Source organism: Nostoc sp. (genome assembly GCF_036917155.1).
Classification (GTDB): domain Bacteria; phylum Cyanobacteriota; class Cyanobacteriia; order Cyanobacteriales; family Nostocaceae; genus Nostoc.
Genome location: NZ_JBALDZ010000240.1, coordinates 1 through 18992, shown reverse-complemented (window position 1 = coordinate 18992; position 18992 = coordinate 1). Strand labels below are relative to the sequence as shown.

Annotated in this window: 16 protein-coding genes; 6 read left to right on the top strand and 10 right to left on the bottom strand. The window is 41.8% G+C overall.

What is annotated here, in order from left to right; translation table 11 throughout:
• Positions 1–100: 100 nt before the first annotated feature.
• Entirely contained in the window at positions 101–550 is a 450-nt protein-coding gene (gene ndk, locus V7K67_RS32375) for a nucleoside-diphosphate kinase (RefSeq protein ID WP_179064967.1), read from the bottom strand.
• Positions 551–802: 252 nt separating this feature from the next.
• Here ndk and speA point away from each other — a divergent pair, with 252 nt between their 5' ends.
• Entirely contained in the window at positions 803–2818 is a 2016-nt protein-coding gene (gene speA / locus V7K67_RS32370) for a biosynthetic arginine decarboxylase (RefSeq protein WP_334707262.1), read from the top strand.
• Positions 2819–2911: 93 nt separating this feature from the next.
• Here speA and V7K67_RS32365 read toward each other — a convergent pair whose 3' ends face one another.
• The 6 genes from V7K67_RS32365 to V7K67_RS32340 form a co-directional block, all read right to left on the bottom strand.
• A complete protein-coding gene (locus tag V7K67_RS32365; RefSeq protein ID WP_334732959.1) occupies positions 2912–4081 on the bottom strand; it encodes an NDP-sugar synthase in 1170 nt (389 codons plus the stop codon).
• 232 nt (positions 4082–4313) lie between these two features.
• On the bottom strand, positions 4314–5123 hold the full coding sequence (locus V7K67_RS32360; RefSeq protein WP_334707264.1) for a ScpA family protein: 810 nt from the start codon (positions 5121–5123) through the stop codon (positions 4314–4316).
• 129 nt (positions 5124–5252) lie between these two features.
• Positions 5253–7607: a PAS domain S-box protein gene (locus V7K67_RS32355; protein ID WP_335170087.1), complete on the bottom strand. Its 2355-nt coding sequence runs from the start codon at positions 7605–7607 to the stop codon at positions 5253–5255.
• A 253-nt stretch (positions 7608–7860) separates the two neighbouring features.
• Positions 7861–8217: a hypothetical protein gene (locus V7K67_RS32350; protein ID WP_335170085.1), complete on the bottom strand. Its 357-nt coding sequence runs from the start codon at positions 8215–8217 to the stop codon at positions 7861–7863.
• A 414-nt stretch (positions 8218–8631) separates the two neighbouring features.
• On the bottom strand, positions 8632–9012 hold the full coding sequence (locus tag V7K67_RS32345; protein ID WP_334732963.1) for a helix-turn-helix domain-containing protein: 381 nt from the start codon (positions 9010–9012) through the stop codon (positions 8632–8634).
• Between the two features lie 10 nt (positions 9013–9022).
• On the bottom strand, positions 9023–9316 hold the full coding sequence (locus V7K67_RS32340; protein WP_323319934.1) for a type II toxin-antitoxin system HigB family toxin: 294 nt from the start codon (positions 9314–9316) through the stop codon (positions 9023–9025).
• Positions 9317–9388: 72 nt separating this feature from the next.
• Between V7K67_RS32340 and V7K67_RS32335 the strand changes: the two genes are divergently transcribed.
• A complete protein-coding gene (locus V7K67_RS32335; RefSeq protein WP_335170082.1) occupies positions 9389–9826 on the top strand; it encodes a hypothetical protein in 438 nt (145 codons plus the stop codon).
• Positions 9827–9923: 97 nt separating this feature from the next.
• On the opposite strand, the gene V7K67_RS32330 is transcribed toward V7K67_RS32335, so the two are convergent.
• Complete coding sequence (locus V7K67_RS32330) at positions 9924–11228, bottom strand: adenylate/guanylate cyclase domain-containing protein (protein ID WP_335170080.1); 1305 nt, start codon at positions 11226–11228, stop codon at positions 9924–9926.
• A gap of 38 nt (positions 11229–11266) precedes the next feature.
• Between V7K67_RS32330 and V7K67_RS32325 the strand changes: the two genes are divergently transcribed.
• From V7K67_RS32325 to V7K67_RS32310, 4 genes are all read left to right on the top strand, one after another.
• Entirely contained in the window at positions 11267–11461 is a 195-nt protein-coding gene (locus tag V7K67_RS32325) for a hypothetical protein (protein WP_335170078.1), read from the top strand.
• A gap of 237 nt (positions 11462–11698) precedes the next feature.
• Complete coding sequence (locus tag V7K67_RS32320; protein ID WP_334729915.1) at positions 11699–13288, top strand: DEAD/DEAH box helicase; 1590 nt, start codon at positions 11699–11701, stop codon at positions 13286–13288.
• Positions 13218–14432, top strand: coding sequence for a DUF790 family protein (locus V7K67_RS32315; RefSeq protein WP_334729914.1), 1215 nt, complete (start codon positions 13218–13220; stop codon positions 14430–14432). The genes V7K67_RS32320 and V7K67_RS32315 overlap by 71 nt, the downstream gene beginning before the upstream one ends.
• Before the next feature lie 484 nt (positions 14433–14916).
• Entirely contained in the window at positions 14917–16512 is a 1596-nt protein-coding gene (locus V7K67_RS32310; RefSeq protein WP_334729913.1) for a PAS domain-containing sensor histidine kinase, read from the top strand.
• Between the two features lie 301 nt (positions 16513–16813).
• Here V7K67_RS32310 and V7K67_RS32305 read toward each other — a convergent pair whose 3' ends face one another.
• Both V7K67_RS32305 and V7K67_RS32300 read right to left on the bottom strand, forming a co-directional pair.
• Positions 16814–18436, bottom strand: a complete 1623-nt coding sequence (locus V7K67_RS32305; RefSeq protein WP_335170075.1) for a PRC-barrel domain-containing protein — start codon at positions 18434–18436, stop codon at positions 16814–16816.
• Between the two features lie 22 nt (positions 18437–18458).
• Positions 18459–18653, bottom strand: coding sequence for a hypothetical protein (locus tag V7K67_RS32300; protein ID WP_334729911.1), 195 nt, complete (start codon positions 18651–18653; stop codon positions 18459–18461).
• Positions 18654–18992: the final 339 nt, after the last annotated feature.

The following is an 18992-nucleotide window of genomic DNA, read 5'->3' as shown; positions in this document are numbered from 1 at the left end:
AACTCCTAACTTTTAACTCCTAACTTTTAACTCCTAACTTTTAACTCCTAACTTTTAACTCCTAACTTTTAACTCCTAACTTTTAACTCCTAACTCTCCATCACTCGTGCAACCAAGGTGTTAAGTGTGGTTGCCAACTTACCAATTCTTCATCCTTAAACCATAGAGCGATTTCCTGTTGTGCGGTTTCTGGAGCATCAGAACCGTGGATTAAGTTACGACCAATATTCAGTCCAAAATCGCCGCGAATCGTTCCCGGTTCTGCTGTTAAGGGGTTTGTTGCACCAATAATCTTTCTGGCAGATGCAATAACGCCATCACCTTCCCATACCATCGCCACTACTGGGCTAGAAGTGATAAATTCCACCAGACCACCAAAAAAGGGACGTTCTCGGTGAACACCATAGTGTTGTTCAGCCAATTCCCGACTGACTTTCAGGAACTTTAAACCAACTAGGGTAAAACCTTTGGTTTCAAAGCGACGGATAATTTCCCCCACTAATCCCCGCTGTACTCCATCAGGCTTAATTGCTAAGAATGTACGTTCCAAAGCTATCTCCTAAAACTTAATAAAGTTTTTATCTAGTCAATTGTCCTTTGTCATTTGTCATTTGTTCTTCATCCTCTGTCTTGAATCCAAGGGTTTTCCACTAATGACCAATGACTCTTGACCAATGACTCTTGACCAATGACTCTTGACCAATCAGAGTTTATCTCAGAAATTATCTTTAGGTGCATATACGTTCCCAAATGAATGCGCTAAATTGTTAACTCGTGGGTGAAAAACAGAGGTTAGGAAGAAATGGGTGTTGAGTCAACTGCTACATCTGACGAGGTGGTACTACCTGCCAATGGACAGAAATTTGAAGTGAAAAATCATAAACACAAAAAACTGTTACCACCTAGTACTACTACAGGAGATTTACCTCGCTCCTGGAAAATTGAGGATAGCGAAGCGTTATACCGTATTGAAGGATGGGGACAACCTTATTTTTCCATTAGCGCTGCTGGACACGTTACCGTGGCACCCAAGGGCGATCGCGGGGGATCTCTTGACTTGTTTGAATTGGTCAACGCCATGAAACAGCGCAACTTGGGACTTCCCATGTTGATTCGCTTTTCTGATATTTTGGAAGACCGGATTGAGCGGTTGAACGCTTGTTTTGCCAAAGCGATCGCCCGCTACAACTACCCAGGTGTCTACCGTGGCGTGTTTCCCGTCAAGTGCAATCAAGAACGGCATTTGATTGAGGATTTAGTCAGATTTGGCAAGCCTCATCAATTTGGTTTAGAAGCCGGTTCCAAGCCAGAATTAATGATTGCTCTAGCTGTGTTGGATACACCAGGAGCATTGTTAGTTTGCAACGGCTACAAAGACCGAGAATACATCGAAACGGCAATGTTAGCCCAAAGACTAGGACAAACACCAATCATCGTCTTAGAACAGATTGAAGAGGTTGATTTGGTAATTGACGCCAATCGCCAGTTAGGTATTAAGCCGATATTAGGTGTTCGTGCTAAACTCAGTACCCAAGGTATGGGACGTTGGGGAGCCTCTAGTGGCGATCGCGCTAAATTTGGTTTGACAATGCCTGAAGTCATCGAGGCTGTTGACAAGTTACGAGAAGCTAACCTGCTCGATTCTTTGCAGTTGATGCACTTCCACATTGGCTCACAAATCTCTGCTATCAATGTGATTAAAGATGCCATCCAAGAAGCCAGCCGTATTTATGTGGAATTGTCCATGCTGGGGGCGGATATGAAATACCTTGATGTTGGTGGTGGCTTGGGCGTAGATTACGATGGCTCCCAAACTAACTTCTATGCATCGAAAAATTACAACATGCAGAACTATGCCAACGACATCGTGGCAGAGTTAAAAGATACCTGTGCCGAGCGGCAGATTCCCGTACCAACACTGATTAGTGAAAGTGGACGAGCGCTTGCTTCCCATCAGTCGCTGCTGATTTTTGACGTTCTCAGTACTAGTGATGTCCCTCTCGACGCACCAGAACCTCCGCAAGAGGGAGAATCCCCAATTATTAATTATCTTTGGGAAAGCTACCAATCTATCAACCAAGAGAATTATCAAGAATTGTTCCACGACGCTGCCCAATTCAAAGAAGAAGCCATCAGCCGCTTCAACTTAGGAATTTTACGCCTCAGAGAACGAGCTAAAGCCGAACGCCTCTACTGGGCTTGTTGTCAGAAAATTCTTACCATCACTAGACAGCAAGAATACGTACCGGATGAACTGGAAGACCTAGAAAAAATTATGGCTTCCATCTATTACGTGAATATGTCAGTGTTTCAATCAGCACCAGATTGCTGGGCGATCGATCAGCTATTCCCGATTATGCCAATTCACCGCTTGGATGAAGAACCAACCCGACGGGGAATTTTAGCAGACCTGACCTGCGATAGTGATGGTAAAATAGATCGCTTTATTGACCTACGCGATGTCAAGTCGGTTTTAGAGTTGCACACCTACAAGCCCGGAGAACCCTATTATTTGGGGATGTTCTTGAATGGAGCTTACCAAGAAATCATGGGCAATTTGCACAATCTATTTGGCGATACTAACGCCGTTCACATCCAATTAACGCCCAAAGGCTACCAGATTGAACACGTTGTCAAAGGTGACACCATGAGCGAAGTGGTGAGCTATATGCAGTATGACTCCGAAGATATGGTGGAAAACATTCGCCAGCGTTGCGAGAAAGCATTAGAAGAAAAGCGCATCACCCTAGCGGAATCTCAGCGACTACTGCAAACCTACGAGCAGAGTCTTAGAAGATATACGTATCTAAATAGTTAGGAGTTAAGAGTGAAAAGTTAGGAGTTAGGAGTTAGGAGTTAGGAGTTTGTATTTCATTTTTTACTCCTAACTCTTCACTCCTAATTCCTAACTTTAATTTGCGTTTGTCCCCAATAATTCCTCTATCGCTTGTCGTTCAACAGGGGTATGTGATGGCGGTGTCTGACGAGCATCGGTAATCAGCCAGTCTAAAGCCGCAGCTTGAACATCGATCGCAGCGCCAGTTTTATCTACGCAATAACGTCCAAATACTAGCTTATCGACTAACCGGACTCCGGGGCCCAGGCGCGACCATTCAAAAATCACGCTGTTTTCTACTGTTGCGCCACTACATATCCAACAATTGGGGCCAATCATCGCTGGCCCGACAATTTTCGCTCCGTCTTCGATTCTCGTCATCCCGCCAATGTAAACGGGGCCGGTGATATCCACTTTGTCCCAATTTACGGCGACATTTAAGCCAGTGTAGATGCCAGGAGCGACTTCATGACCGGGGATTTGCACATTTTTAATTTCACCCAGCAGTACACCGCGAATCGCCCGCCAATAGTCTGGGACTTTACCAATATCTACCCATTCAAAGTCCATAGGGATGGCGTAAAAGGGTGCTTTGATTTCTACCAATTTAGGAAACAATTGGCTACCAATGTCATATTCGACACCAGAAGGTATATAGTTAAAAACTTCTGGCTCAAAGATGTAAATACCTGTGTTGATGTTGGTGCTAAGAGCTTCTTCAGTTGAAGGTTTTTCTTGGAAAGCTTTGACACGTCCCTCTTCGTCAGTCACAACCACACCATAGCTAGAAACTTCTTCCTTGGGGACAGATTTCGTGATAATAGTAGCGATCGCCCCTTTTTCTTTATGCCATTTAACAGCCGCAGTTAAATCCAAATCAATCAAAGCATCACCGCACAACACCACAAAGGTATCATCAAAAAAGGGTGAGAAGTCTTGGATGCGTCGCATCCCTCCAGCTGAACCTATAGCTTCGCCCACTAGTTTACCGTCGTCATCAATTTTCCCTTCAAAGGAATAGGCAATCTGCACCCCAAACCGCTGACCGTCACGGAAATAGTTTTCAATTTCCTCAGCCAAATGACTAACATTGACCAAAATCTGGTCAAATCCATGATGGCGTAACAGTTCCAGCAAGAACTCCATCACTGGCTTTTGCAGGATGGGCATCATCGGTTTGGGCATAGTGTACGTAATCGGACGCACGCGAGTACCCTTGCCAGCTGCCAGAATCATCGCTTTCATAAAAGTTTATTCCTCAACCACAAGCCAGTTTACTTTCATCGAGTGATACTTAATCATCAGTTTTTATTTCTGCTCTAAGTCATCCCTCAAAACAGGGATAACAGTAATTTAGTTGTTATTGCAACCATCGATATACTTAGATGACAAGCGATCGCTTATCTTTTCAATTTACTCGGATTTTGGGGCTGAATCAAAAATCTGTAAATTATCTGTAGGGCTACTTTTGGCTTTCTTAATTCATCGGGTGTTCAAGGGGTCTCAGTAAGCGAATTTTAATCTCATGGTAAAACTCCTCTTGAAATAGCTCTACTTTCGATTGAGCCGAGAGTAGTAATAGCGCCCAAAAAACACCAACTAGTTGACTTTGTTTAGACTCATGTCCAGACCCATTTTGGTTGAGAAGCTTTGTCTGAGTCCACAATTCTACAAGTTGTTCTAAATTCAACCAATTTTGTTCTAAACTTAGGTCTCTTGCCGACAATTTCAATACCTGCTCTAGTTCCCCAGCGACTTCTGTCAGATTTTCTTGGTGAGCTAACTCTAGCGCCTCCCGCATACTTTGGACGCTAGGCTGACGCCTGGGACGGATAGGTTTACTAACTTTTTCTACTAGTTTCAGTTGGTTAGCCATAATCTGCAATTGCTCAATTAACTCTTGCAGAGTCACCCGGCGCTTTGGTGGCGGCATTGCTGCTGGACGACGACGCAATTGCCGTTCTAATGGTAGACGATGACCCTGATGTGATACACCGTCTTCATCTTCCAATAGGGCATCATCTTCTACACCATCTTGTCCATCTCCTACAGTTGACAATTGCATCAAGGTGTTGGCTTTGAATAATACCAGCATTGATGCTGATAAAAAAGCCTGTCCAGATTGAGACAAGTCCGCTTCGTAGCCTCTTGTTATTGCCCCCGGTGCCATCAGTTCCAAGTAGCGGTCAATCACCTCAATCACTTGGACATCCCAAGGATCAATTTCCCCTTGCTCGGCTTGGTAAATCAAGAATGTGATTGTTTCTAATAGCTCGGAAGCTTCCATCAACAGGTTCTAAGTTAATTAATGACAGGAATCGCCTGCTGGCAGTATCCTCTAAAATTTGTAATCAATCACCATTGTGAATTGTGAGATCAGATTGTGCAACTTTTGATGTTGGATGCTCACAAGTTTTTAAATGGCTTTCATTGGCAGACTGACAACGAATGTCGCCCCCTGTCCAATTCCTGGACTTTTGGCACAGACTGTACCACCATGTAATTCTACCAAGTGGCGGACGATCGCTAACCCTAATCCTAGTCCACCATGCGATCGCGTGGTGGAACTGTCTGCTTGACGAAAGCGTTCAAATACATGGGGTAGGAATTCGGCAGCAATTCCCCCTCCTGTATCACTCACCTGAATTTGCACGCAGGATTCAATCCGCTCCAATTGCACATCAACTCTTCCGCCCTTGGGTGTAAACTTAACGGCGTTGGAGAGCAAATTCCACACAACCTGTTGCAAGCGGTTGACATCACCCACAACTACCTCTACTTCCGGGTCGAATCTACACTTGATACTAATCTCTTTAGCCTGGGCTGCTGGGTACACAGTATCGATTGCCGCTTCTACAAGTGTTACAAGTTTTACTTGCTCCATGCTTAGATGAAGTGTACCTCTAATAATCCGTGACACATCTAGAACATCTTCGATCAGTTGTGTCAGGGATCTACTGTTACGCTCAATTGTCTCTAGTGCGCGACCAGTAACATTTTCATCTAACTTGCGCTTTCTAAGTAGCTGTGCCCAGCCTAGTATAGCATTTAGTGGTGTACGGAGTTCGTGAGAAAGTGTAGCCAGAAACTCATCCTTCATCCGGTTTGCTGTTTCTGCATCGGCGCGTGCGGCTTGTTCGCGCTCCAGCAGTTGTTCGCGTTCTTGCTCTGCTAACTTTTGAAGTGTAATATCTGTACTTAGGACAACAAATCCTTCTACTTTCTCTTGATGATTGAATTGTGGAACATAAGTGACATTCATGTAATGGTTTCTGCCATCTTTATCGGATAATTGGGTTTCGTAAGTTACTTGCTCTCCTGAGAGTACTGTTTCTACGTAAGGAAGGATTGACTGATAAACCGACTCTTCCAAAACTTCTCTTATGTGTTTACCAGAAATTTCGGAAGCAGGAAGCCTAAACCAGTCTTCATATCCTTTATTATTAAAGCGATAACGCTGCTCAGTATCAACATAAGAAATCTTGACGGGTACAGCATTTGTAATCAGGCGTAGCTCATCTTCTCGTTGACGCAGTGCTGCTTCTGCTTGTTTGCGTTCTGTAATGTCGCGTTGAGTTCCCCATGCTCTGACTAAAAAGCCATTTTCGACAATTCCCACCAGATTATTCAAAAAATATTTGGAATTACCTTGCTTATCTATTTCATGAGATTCGGCATCAATTAGTCGGTAGTTAGAACGGATAAAATTACGCAGGTATGCAATATTATGTGGATCGGAGGGAACAAGAAAGTCTCCTAGTCTGACACCAATAATTTCTTTGGCACTAGAACAGCCATACATCTGCGCCATCACATTGTTGCATTCTGCTAAGTAAACATATTGGTAAAAATGTTGAATTTGTTCATCTTCTGAGCAATCTAGCGAAATTGGTACTTCCAGTTCGATGCACCAAATACCTTCTGAACTATGCTCTAAAAAAGCGCGGTAACGTTCTTCGCTTTTGGAAAGAGCAAGCTCTACTTGTTTGCGTTGGCTTAAATCAAGTACAAAACAGATAACATCCTCTGGAGTATTTTCTAACAAAGCGCAACCTAATAGGATGGGAACGCGGCTGTTATCTTTGCGGATGTATTGGTTCTCAAAGGGCTGACACACACCTTTAGTTTTGAGTTCTGCAATCGCATTATTGTTAGCTTCAATATATTCTGGTGGTATCATGTCGCGCCACCGAACTCGCCCTGCTAGTAAATCCTCCCGCGAATAACCTACCATTTCTAAAAAAACATCGTTAGCTTCTGCGATCGCCCCATCCATATTGGCTACAATTACCCCAATGATGTTGGACTCTACCAACCTTCTAAACCTTGCCTCACTCACCTGTCGCTTCTGCAAACTCGTTTGCAGATGTTGTTTGGCAGTGCGTAACTCTGAGTTCAGCAAGGTGATGAATGTTGTCACCAGTACAAATAAGCCTAAGCGTCGTATGCTGTCTAGACTCGCAACCAAGAGCGAAAACACTGGCTCTAAGAAAAAGTAGCTGACGGCTAAAGTAGACAAATTAGTAGCCAGTAACCCTGCTTCTATGCCGCCATACCAGGCACTAACCGCCACGGCAGCAAAAAACAGCAGAAAAATAGTTGGTTTCAGTAATGGCTGTAGCAATAGTGTTAGTAGTAATCCGCTACCAACAGCTAATAGTGCCACAGCATAGGGTGCTAGAAGGGAACGTATTCCTTTCAATGTAGATTCTCCTTTTATGCAGCTAGCTAAAGGATTATTCCCAAAATCAGCTAGAAAATGCGTAGGCATAGCCTGTTATAGACATCGCTCAACACCTATTATGCATCAAAAAAATACACACCTAAGCAGTTACTTGCTGCTAATTTATCTAAAGTAGTAAAGCTTAGATTTAGCAAAGCTTAAATAATCTGATACTTATAATTATCGCTTTAATTATATATGTTTTGTTTTTGAGTCTCTGTCAAACAGTAGAGATTTATTCAGAAGAATTCAGAATTATGTAGTCAGAATTCAGTATGAATTGAAGTCATATTAGAGACTTTCAAATAAAAAAATATCCTAATTTCTCTTGCGGTAATATAACCGCGTATCTGGCTAAATATTTTATCCATTCATCATTAAATAATTCTCGTCCTATATCAAGTATTCTTCCTATAGCACTACTACTTTCATAGTCAGGTAAATATAGAGCAAGCTGAATTAACAATTCTATGAGATTTACTTTACTTCTCAAATAATCTATCGTAGTAGCTTCATAAATCACATCTGTAATTTGCATTTTGCTGGCTAATATTGATGCTACAGCTTCGCTTTGATATTTTCCTGTTCTAAGATTACTGATAGCACTGAGTAATTGTCTAAAAACCTCAAGTTCATGCAGTGCTTCGTTGCTGTTCATTGCATCACTCGCTTCAACTTTTAAAATAGCCTGACAATTTGCATTCGCCTTTTACTTGGTGTCGTCCCTTTACACCCACATCTTATTTATTTTGTCTATGCGTAAATACTCATCCTTACATCTTCAGAAACTGCTGAAGCTGTACTAATACAAACTAAGCTACTTTGCATAAAATTATTGCTCATTAAAAACATTTCTGGGTAAGTGTATAAAGTGAATTTTTTCTTCCAATTCGCACGTAAAATGAAAATATACCCTCTAAACCTGGGATTGGAGCCATCAAAAACTCAACCGCTCTTGGGGGTTGCAAAGCGGTTGCTATAACTATTTATCGCCATAAATAATAATTACTAAACAGTATGCTTTTTTACTTAACAATAACCAGTGGCAATATCAAAGTTCACTGACTTTTGATTAAGCTGAATTTTTCATTAAAGAGTATGGTTGAATCAACACCTCCGCCGGAATCCCCAATGAGGAATGCAAACGCCGAATCATCTCTAGTGTTAGTGGTTGCTGGCGATTTAAAATGTCTGTAACCTGTCCCAGACTCCCAATAATAGGTTCCAAATCATTAACGGACAAACCACGGGATTCGAGATAATATAAAATAGCATCAATCGGCTCTGGTGCAACAATAGGGTGATGCTGTTGTTCGTATGCTTCTACCAGCGTCGTTAAAACTTCTAACAAATCGCACTCCGGTGTATTAGGTTCTGCATCAAATAATCTTTCAATTTCATCAAGTGCAGCACGATAATCAGCTTCGGTTCGGATGGGACGGGGTTCGAGCATATACATTACCTCAAATTGTTGTCGCGTCTACGTTATCGTATTCAGAGTGCGTTCCTACAAAGCGGATAAAAATAATTTTAATGTCATAACGAACGTGAACAATTAAGCGGTAATCATTCCCTTTGATATTAAAAACGACACGATTATTAGCAATAATACTGGCGTTACGATAAGTACTTTTGATATCTGTCGGACTATTCCATTCTGCACGAGACGCTTCCTCATACCAAGCTTTAAGTGGCTGCTCGGAAGAAGGATGTGTTTCCCAAAATTGCCGTAAAGTGGTGCGGGCAATGATTCGCATACCAAGATTATAATATTTCTCCAGCGAAGTTTATGAAGCGGGCTAACTAGAGTTAAATTTATCTCAATTCTGATGACTCGAACTATAGAGACTCAACTTAAAACTCGTGGACTTAACCAAGAATCAAGCACTATATTTCAGTTACATCAGTTAACAATAAAAACTAATTCTCTAGTTAATTTCCAAATAAAAGTTCTAGATTATTTGACAGTTGAAAGTTCTCAAATTCAGGCAGAACACACTTGTTTAGCCACCTCTGATGTGATTGAATCACTTTTTGGTAAATATAAACAGTTTTCTTCTCGATGTCCTATTAAACAGATAGGTCAGATGATTTTGAGCATTTCTTTATCTACTATGAATTTGACAGCATCTGTTGTAAAGCAAGCCTTAGAAACAGTCCGGTATCTTGATCTTGAAGCTTGGTCTCTTGAAGTTTTTGGTCAGTCTATGCTCTCAAAAAGAAGAACCATATTTTCTGCCTCAAGTGACGACACAGAAATTGCATGAAAAGTTTTAGGCTGATTTCTCACAAAGTCAACACCCTAGTTTGAATCCCCTTCTAAATTGAACCTTCTGCCCTCTGCCCTCAGCATAGCTGCCTTCTTCAATAAGTTTTTGAATTAATTTCCTTGAGTATATAAGTCATCATTTCACCTTTACCTTTAACTTGAATTAAACCTCGTTTCTCCAATAAGTACTTATCCTTTAAAAGCTGATAACTTGCTTCACAAACCTGGATACTACCTGCAATACCATGAGATTCCATTCTACTAGCTGTATTGACTGTATCTCCCCAAAGGTCGTAGGCAAACTTTTTCAGCCCAATCACCCCTGCGACTACTGGGCCAGTACTAATACCAATACGAATGCAAAAGGATTGGTTATTTTCTTCGTTAAACGTAGTTACAGCCTTTTGCATATCCAATGCCATATTAGCGATCGCTGGTGCATGATTCTTAGATTGATTTGGCAACCCGGCAACAGCCATATATGCATCACCAATGGTCTTAATTTTCTCTACTTCATGACGTTCTGCTAATTGGTCAAACAAACAGAAAATTGTATTTAATAACTCAACTAACTCCGCAGGAGATGTACGACTTGAAAGCTCTGTAAAGCCAACAATATCAGCAAATAGCACCGTAACTTCCAGAAAGCTGTCGGCAATAGTTGTCGGTTGTTGTTTTAATTGTTCTGCAATCATCTCTGGCAAAATATTTAGTAACAGCCGTTCTGATTTTTGCTGTGCTAGTTCCATTGCTCTACGAGCGTAAAATTCTTTTTTTCGCAAGCGTTCGTATAAATAGACAGAGAAGACACAAATGATGCAAGTCCAAAAGAAATATAAGCCCTGCTCAATATAAAAAGCTGATGGGTTTTTTAATAAGGGATTATACGATAAATATAAAATTAGGTAGCAACCAATTGTCCCAAGTTGTGCTATTAAATGTAGCCACCATTGTACTGGAACGATTGTAGCCTGAGTGAGAAACATCAGATTCCAGAAATTGGTTCTAGGTTCTAGATTATTAAACAGCAAAGCGACATCAATTTGCACGGCACAAGTTACAGACCAACATAAACTCAAAAAAATTAAGTTTGGGTAACGACGACCTATAGAGGTTTTACATAAACCCCAACAAATAAGTGTAAATATTTCTACTGCAAAACCAATTTTAAAGGCATATATTTTGCCTTGTACCTGTGAATTTACCCAAAGGAAAAAAATAATCAAAGTCAAGCCAGAAATCAGCATAATCTGAGCCTGCAATTGCAATCGCTTAAGCAGGAAGCGCTGTCGCTGTTCTTTGTAAGATTCGCCAAGGCTACTGCTCATTTGCCAATGGGACATCCCTTGACTCATGAGCGCATCTAGTTGAGTTTTGTCAGAGTTATTTGGATTAATCATGCACTTTTTACGTTATTAGTAATCAAGGGAGTGGGGGGATGAGGGAGATAAGGGAGATGAGGGAGATGAGGGAGATGAGGGAGATAAGGGAGATAAGGGAGATGAGGGAGATGAGGGAGATGAGGGAGATGAGGCAATACTGTTCGGTTAAGGCAAGAGACGCGATAAATCGCCGTCTCTACAATAATCAGTTCTTCGTCTTGACGGTGATTTATCGCGTCTTTGTGATCTAGAATTTTCATCAAAAAACCTTAACCGAACCGTATTGGGAGATGAGGGAGATAAGGGAGAATAACTCTTAACTCCAAACTCCAAACTCCAAACTCCAAACTCCAAACTCCAAACTCCAAACTCCAAACTCCAAACTCCAAACTCCAAACTCCAAACTCCTAACTCCTAACTCCTAACTCCTAACTCCAAACTCCAAACTCCAAACTCCAAACTCCTAACTCAGCACTCAGCACTCTCAAATGGCTCGTACCCCTACATTAAATTTTGATCGTGGCACATTAATTTTGCATCCACCACCACGCGGCAAAGGTTGGATGGACTACGCTACGTGGGATGATAGAGTTGAAAAATTCCGCATTCCGGCAATTAGATACCGATCGCTTATAGAAGCACTACAAGCGGAAGATGTTTATTTTATCGATGAGGCAAAGGAATTTTATCCTATAGATTTGGTTCCTACCCTAGAAATGGAACCCTATCCCCACCAGACTGAAGCGCTAGCGGCTTGGAAACTGGCGGGTAGACAAGGGGTGGTTGTGCTTCCCACGGCGGCGGGAAAGACTTATTTAGCGCAAATGGCGATGCAGTCAACGCCGCGCACGACGTTGATTGTAGTCCCTACTTTGGATTTAATGCATCAGTGGTATGCACATTTAGTTGCGGCTTTCCCTGATGCTGAGGTGGGATTGCTGGGGGGTGGTTCGCGGGATAGAACGGCTATTTTAGTTGCAACTTATGATAGTGCTGCAATTCACGCTGAAACCTTGGGAAATCAATATGCGTTAATTGTTTTTGATGAATGTCATCATTTACCGACAGATTTTAATCGGGTAATTGCTGAATATGCGATCGCACCTTATCGTCTAGGACTCTCTGCGACACCAGAACGCACTGATGGTAAACACGCTGATTTAAATATTCTCATTGGACAAGAAGTATATCGCAAACGCGCCGAAGATTTAGCAGGGAAGGCGTTAGCAGAGCATGAAATTGTCCAAATTAAGGTAAAGTTATCGCAACTTGAGCGGGAAAGATACAATCAGTTAATTCAAACCCGCAATGACTTTTTGAAGCAATCAAAGATTTCTTTGGGGAGTTTGCAAGGTTGGCAAATGTTTGTCCAAATGAGCGCGCGATCGCAATCTGGACGGAGGGCGATGTTAGCGCATCGAGAAGCGAAAGATATCGCTTTGGGTACTGATGGGAAGTTGCGAATTTTAGTTAATTTATTGGCAGAACATTATCCGGCGCGAATTTTGATTTTTACTGCTGATAATGCAACGGTTTATCGCATTTCTCAAGAGTTGCTAATTCCGGCAATTACTCATCAAACTCCTGTGAAAGAACGGCATGAGATATTAACAAAGTTTCGAGAGGGTAAATATAATACTTTGGTTGCTTCTCATGTGTTGAATGAAGGGGTTGATGTACCTGCGGCTTCTGTGGCAATTATTTTATCGGGTACGGGTTCGGCTAGGGAGTATACTCAGCGCTTGGGGAGGATTTTACGGAAGGGGAATATTGAGAATAAGCAGGCGATTTTATATGAGGTGGTGGCTGAAGATACGAGTGAGGAGGGGACTTCGGCTAGGCGGAGAGGGGAGAGGAAGGCAGGGGGAGCAGGGGGAGAAAAAGAGAAGAAGGGGAAGTTACAGGTTGTGTATGGGAGTGGGAAGGAAAGGAGTTTGAAGGCTGCGGAACAGTTAGAAATTAATTATTCAACGGGAAGTTCAAAATCTAAAATCCAAAATTCAGCAGATGTTACCGACAGACTTACTGATGCATCGCCAAAACGGGGAGGAGATCATTCCGAAGAGACTGAAGATTGATCAAAAGACTTCAGAGTTGGCGATTGAGTTAATTAATTATTTTCAATCAGCGGTGGGAAAGACTCAGGGTGTGCTTGAGCGACAACTGACTGATTTTGAAGGAGATTCTACAGATTATCGGGTGAAGCGGGGGTTAGCTTATATTCTCAAAAGCAGTTTTTGTACTTTTGAGGTGGTTAGTCCTTTGGAACCACAAATGTTAAGAGAACGAGTGTTTTCTCTAGCTGCAAAGTCTGTTTCTAGTCGAGAATCTACACAAGTTACTCTGAGTAAAATTGCTGATGAGTTAACTCAAGAACTTGAGCGGGAAGTTTTATTAGAACAGGTTCGGAATGGACTATATGCTGATTTATCTGAGAATAAAATTTTGACTGTTTTTGATGCACCAACAGCGCCAGATGTGTTAAATCGATATAACTTATCTCAGGTGCAGGGTGTGTTTTATAAGGCCAGTAAACTGGTGTTAAATGCTCACCGAAATGTTCCGGGTGAATATAAGCTGTTATTTCGCTATTTAAAGTTGTTTCAATTGATGGCTTATATTGAGGGTGATGCTGACCACGGGTTTACAATTACGATAGATGGGCCGACGAGTTTGTTTAATCCTAGTACGCGATATGGGTTAGCGATCGCTAAACTTATTCCGGCTTTACTTCACGTTACTAAATGGAGTCTTTCTTCGATTCTCCAAACCCGTGATGCTTATACAAATACTTGGAAAACAGGACGTTTCACTCTCAATTCCGAATGTGGTTTGGTATCCCATTATCCACCAGGTAAGCCCTACGATAGTATGCTAGAAGCATCCTTTGCTGATAAGTGGGATGCGTTGAAAAGTGGTTGGGCGTTAGAGCGAGAAGTTGATTTGATACCGATTCCCGGTAGTGTGATGATTCCCGATTTTCGCTTAGTTCATGCTGATGGACGCACCTTTTTATTAGAAATTGTTGGATATTGGCGACCAGAATATTTACAAAAGAAGTTTTCTCAGGTGCGGCGGGCTGGACGTGATGACTTGATTTTGGCAATTTCCGAGCGACTTAATTTAGAAAAAGCGGGAGTAAAATTAAATGATGTCCCCGCTAGAATTGTTTGGTTTAAAGATAAGTTATTGCCCAAAGCTGTGTTAGCTGTAATGGATTGATTAAGGAGACTGGGTACTTGGTATTGGATATTTTATATGTGGAAAACTCTTGTTCCTAGTCCCCAGTCCCTAGTCACCAGTCACTTTGATTAAGGAGAAATGAGATGAAAAGTATAGAAACAATTGCCACAGTTACAAATTTTTCTGAGTTTTTAGGTAATTACAGCGCTTCTCGCTATTATGCAATACAGTTTTCTCCTTGCCCCTCTCCTAGCATAGCTTTCAGCTTTGAGGATGTACCTCATAGCTGCCGGAAGTGCTGTATATGTGATTTGAACTACTTTTTTTAGACATATCTTAGAATGTAGATGCACACAATAGAGCGATCTTTTTCTCAAAAATCGCCAATTGCGATCGCAACAGAGGTTACACTCATCTGTTTACTTTTTTTATTCCATCCAAATTTATGATCTAGGGTGATATATCTCTGACTAAAATTACAGCCCAATCAATCATAACTGGATCGTCAGGGTGCTAAGACAGCGTGGAGAGAGAGCTACAAGATATCTTCCTCATCGTACCAGCAGCTATGCATATCGAAGAACCCGCTACCCATGAACCGGAAGCTCCATTTTCAGTACCAGATTCCCAGAGTTTCCCAGAAGCAAAAGACTTATCTCAAGAAAATTTAGATCCTTGTCAATCCTCAGAAGCCGCCTTAAAAATGGCATTAATCGCCAGTGGCTTGGGGTTATGGGATTGGAATCTAGTGACTGATCAAACTTATTACGATCCCCAATGGAAAAGCATTCTGGGATATCAAGTAGAGGAAATCGACAACGATTATCAATCCTTTGAGCAACTTGTACATCCGCAAGATTTACCGAGAATTCGCCAAGTATTGCACGATTATCTCCAAGGATACACGCCTGTGTTTGAAGTCGAATTGCGAATGCTGACTAAATCCGGGGAATGGAAGTGGATTCTGACTTGTGGCAAAGTATTTCAGTGGGATGAATTCGGTAAACCGGTGCGGATGGCGGGGACGCACAAGGATATTACTCAGGATAAGGCGATGTCTACGACGGGCTGCGCCTACGCTACTCAACAATACCAATTCTTTGAACAACTCCAAAGAGAAATTGTCCAACGCCAGTCTGTCGAAGACCAAGTTAGGGAAAAATCACAGCAGCTAGAAATTACCCTCGATGAACTTAAATATACCCAAAGACAGTTATTGCAGAACCAGAAAATGGCTAATCTTGGTCAACTGGTGGCGGATATGGCTAACGAAATTAACAATCCGGTTAGCTTCATCTATGGCAATCTTCATCCCGCCAGCCAATATGCTGAAAACTTAATCAAAATCATAGAACTTTATCAACATCACTATCCCACGCCTACCCCAGTCATTGCCTTACATCTGCAACGCCTCGACCTTGGTTTCGTGAAGACAGACTTTTTAAAATTGCTGTGGTCAATGCGAGCCGGATCTGAACGCGTCAAAGAAATTGTTTTCGCCTTACAGAACTTTTCAACCTCTGACGAAGGTCAAATGAAAAAAGTTGACCTCCATAAAGGAATTGATAATGTTCTGAGGATTTTACAGCATCGTTTGAAAGAAAAGGCTGATAGAGCAGGGATTGAAGTAATTAAAACCTTTGGTGAATTACCTTTAATTGAGTGTTACCCTGGTGAACTCAATCAGGTATTCATGAACATCTTAACCAATGCCATTGATGCCTTAGAAGAGAGGATGAAGCATGATTATTCCTTTACTCCCAAAATTTTGATTCATACAGAAATTGTTAGTAGCCATTTATCATTGGTCAATAGTAATGAATATTGGGTAAATGACAAACAAACAGGAAAAAAACACAAAGTTATAATTCGCATTTTTGACAATGGCAAAGGTATACTTCCCCATATTCAAAGACATATATTTGAACCATTTTTTACGACTAAGCCAGTAGGCAAAGGTCAAGGACTGGGGCTATCAATTAGTCGGCAAATTATAGTTGAAAAACATCAAGGTAAACTTAAGTGTAATTCTCAATTAGGTCAAGGCACAGAGTTAGTAATTGAAATTAATACAACAGCAAGACACTATGCCGCGATGAGAAAACACGCCAGTTTTTAGACCAATACAGTTCAGAGCAGCCCAAAAAACTTGTAGAGACGGCGATTTATCGCGTCTCGAAAACCCAAAATTGTTGCCAGTAGCCCTTAACCATACTCAGTGCTGAGTACTGAATAAGTAAAAAACTACTCAGCACTTATGTACTTGGTACAAGCCGCGCCCCTTGTGGGTGGTCTTTTAACTCAGCACTCTTCATCGTGCCAATTTTAGATTTTGGATTGAAAAAGTTTTTTGGTAAGTCAATCCAAAATTGCAAATCTAAAATCCAAAATTCTTTGACTTCGCAAACAGCATCGCTTGCTCAATTCAACCCATTACCATGATGCACCAAGGCTGCCATGCCATATTCTGAAGCACGTAACTCCTTGTCAGAGATTTCTGGCTCCTTGGTATAGACCGAACTCAATAAGATATTCAGAACTCCACTTTCTTCAGCTTGACTGACAGCGCGATGTGTAATCAATTCACCTACATTCAGAATCACCTTGTCTTCTGGGTCAAGAATAACGCGGGTAACTGGACGACCTAGTGCTTGTTCAATCCGTTGCTTCTTGATTACCCGTGCGCTGCGTCCTTGCAACTTTTCTGCATTCGCTTTCAAGGCTTGCCAGAAAGTGTTGAGATTCTCTTGAGCGATGCTGGCCCCGTCGCGCAGTTGAACTTTGTTTTCTAACCATGTGTCTCTTGCGGTAGAACGGACTGCGGTTGCCAAAGTCAGACCGACAGCGTTGAGCAATTCTGCTTCTTTACCGTAAGTTTGGGCGCGGTCGAGAAGGGATTCCGTCACAATCTGCCCAGATGCCGCAATAATTAAGCCATCGTCAGCACGCACTGTTTGCCCGACTCTGCGCCCTCTTGCCTGCTCGATCGCCATATCTGCCAGTGAATCAATCGAACGACGTAGATGAGCGGTGCTGCTGTGAGTTACGCTCCCAATTCCATTGCTAAAAGATTCTGTTGCTGCTTGCAAATTGCGGCTGATATTGGCAGTTAGGCTGCCACCTGTGGCTCGATAGAGTTCATCGAGGATATCCATGCGATCGGCCGCTTCGGCATTGACTAGCGTCACTTCCTGCCCCTGTAATAGCAGTACATTCCCGTCTGGAGTCAGCACATCCCGCTCAACATGCTTGCCAATCACATATACCTTTTGCTCGGCAGGATCAACCAAATTGTTTGTCAGGGAAGCAGTTGCATCTCGATTGAGGTCTTGCAGTTTGCTGCTAGTAGCATCAGTTGCAGCTTGCAATTGCTCACCTGCATTCTGGCTTGCTTCCTGTAGTCCGCGGTTCACGCTCTCTACCGAGTTTTGTAGCTGCTCATTCACGGTTTGCACTGCTGTTTGCAGTCTGCGGTTAGTAGTATCAGCTGAGTCCTGCAATCTATCTCCAGTTGCTTGAACTGCTCCTCGAATACCACCGACCTGTTCTTCCATCATTTGAGCAGTTTTTGGAGGTACAAAGGCAACATCATCACCAATTTTCAGGGCTTCGCCAGCAGGAACAAACGATCGCCCTGAGTAAGCATCGGCAAATACACCGCTAGAAACTTCGTATCCTTCCACCAATCCACTATGCTCATCAAAGAACAAATCGACCAATATACCAAGGTCGAGTCCTTCGGTAGTCAGAATTCTCTTTTTTCTTAGCACAATACCCTGGTGCAGAATCTCTTTAATTACAGGGATACGATGTGCCTTAACAATAGATGCTTTGGATTTAACTACGATCGCATCTAACCCAATCGCTTGCACCTCTTCCAGAGGAATCACTTTTGCATCTCGAAACAGTCCTTTTTCTGCAACGAGAAAACCCAAAAGTTGATTGCGTTTCTGATCAAAAATTAAATCTATAATTCGGACAATTTTCTTGCCTGTGTCGTAGGTGACGACCACTTTATCGATAACATCACTACCTTTAAGCATTTATCTATCCTTCGGATTCCTATTAATTTGGTTGTTCAATCACTTGTTCGTTTGTTGCCTGACCTTTAAGCTGAAAATATCGTCCCTCTCGGCCAAAACGGGGAACAATATCGATCATGCCAAAGTATTCGAGTAATACCCCAAATATGGCGACAAGGACGATTAAAACAGTTATATTTGTTCCAGTATTAGAGCGCTTTCCTATGAGTCTAGGCATTTTATGTCATTATTTATTGTTGTTTTTGATCGCAAACATTGCTGTAAATGTTATACAAGAAATTTATATCATTAAATGTAGTTAATATGTTTATTTATTGGCATATACCTTACTTTCGATACTTTTATGGAATCAAAAGACCCAAAAGATATATTTCCAAAGATAGATTTTTTAGCTATTTATTATCAATCTCTTATATCTATATACTGGAAATAAATATTGTTATTTTTAGCCTCAATACTATTTAATAACTCCCGGTTCGCCCATTTTTTTATGAGTTAGAGAAAACAAGCAGGAAAAAGTATATCCAACGACATATATCCAAAGGTACAGAGTAGG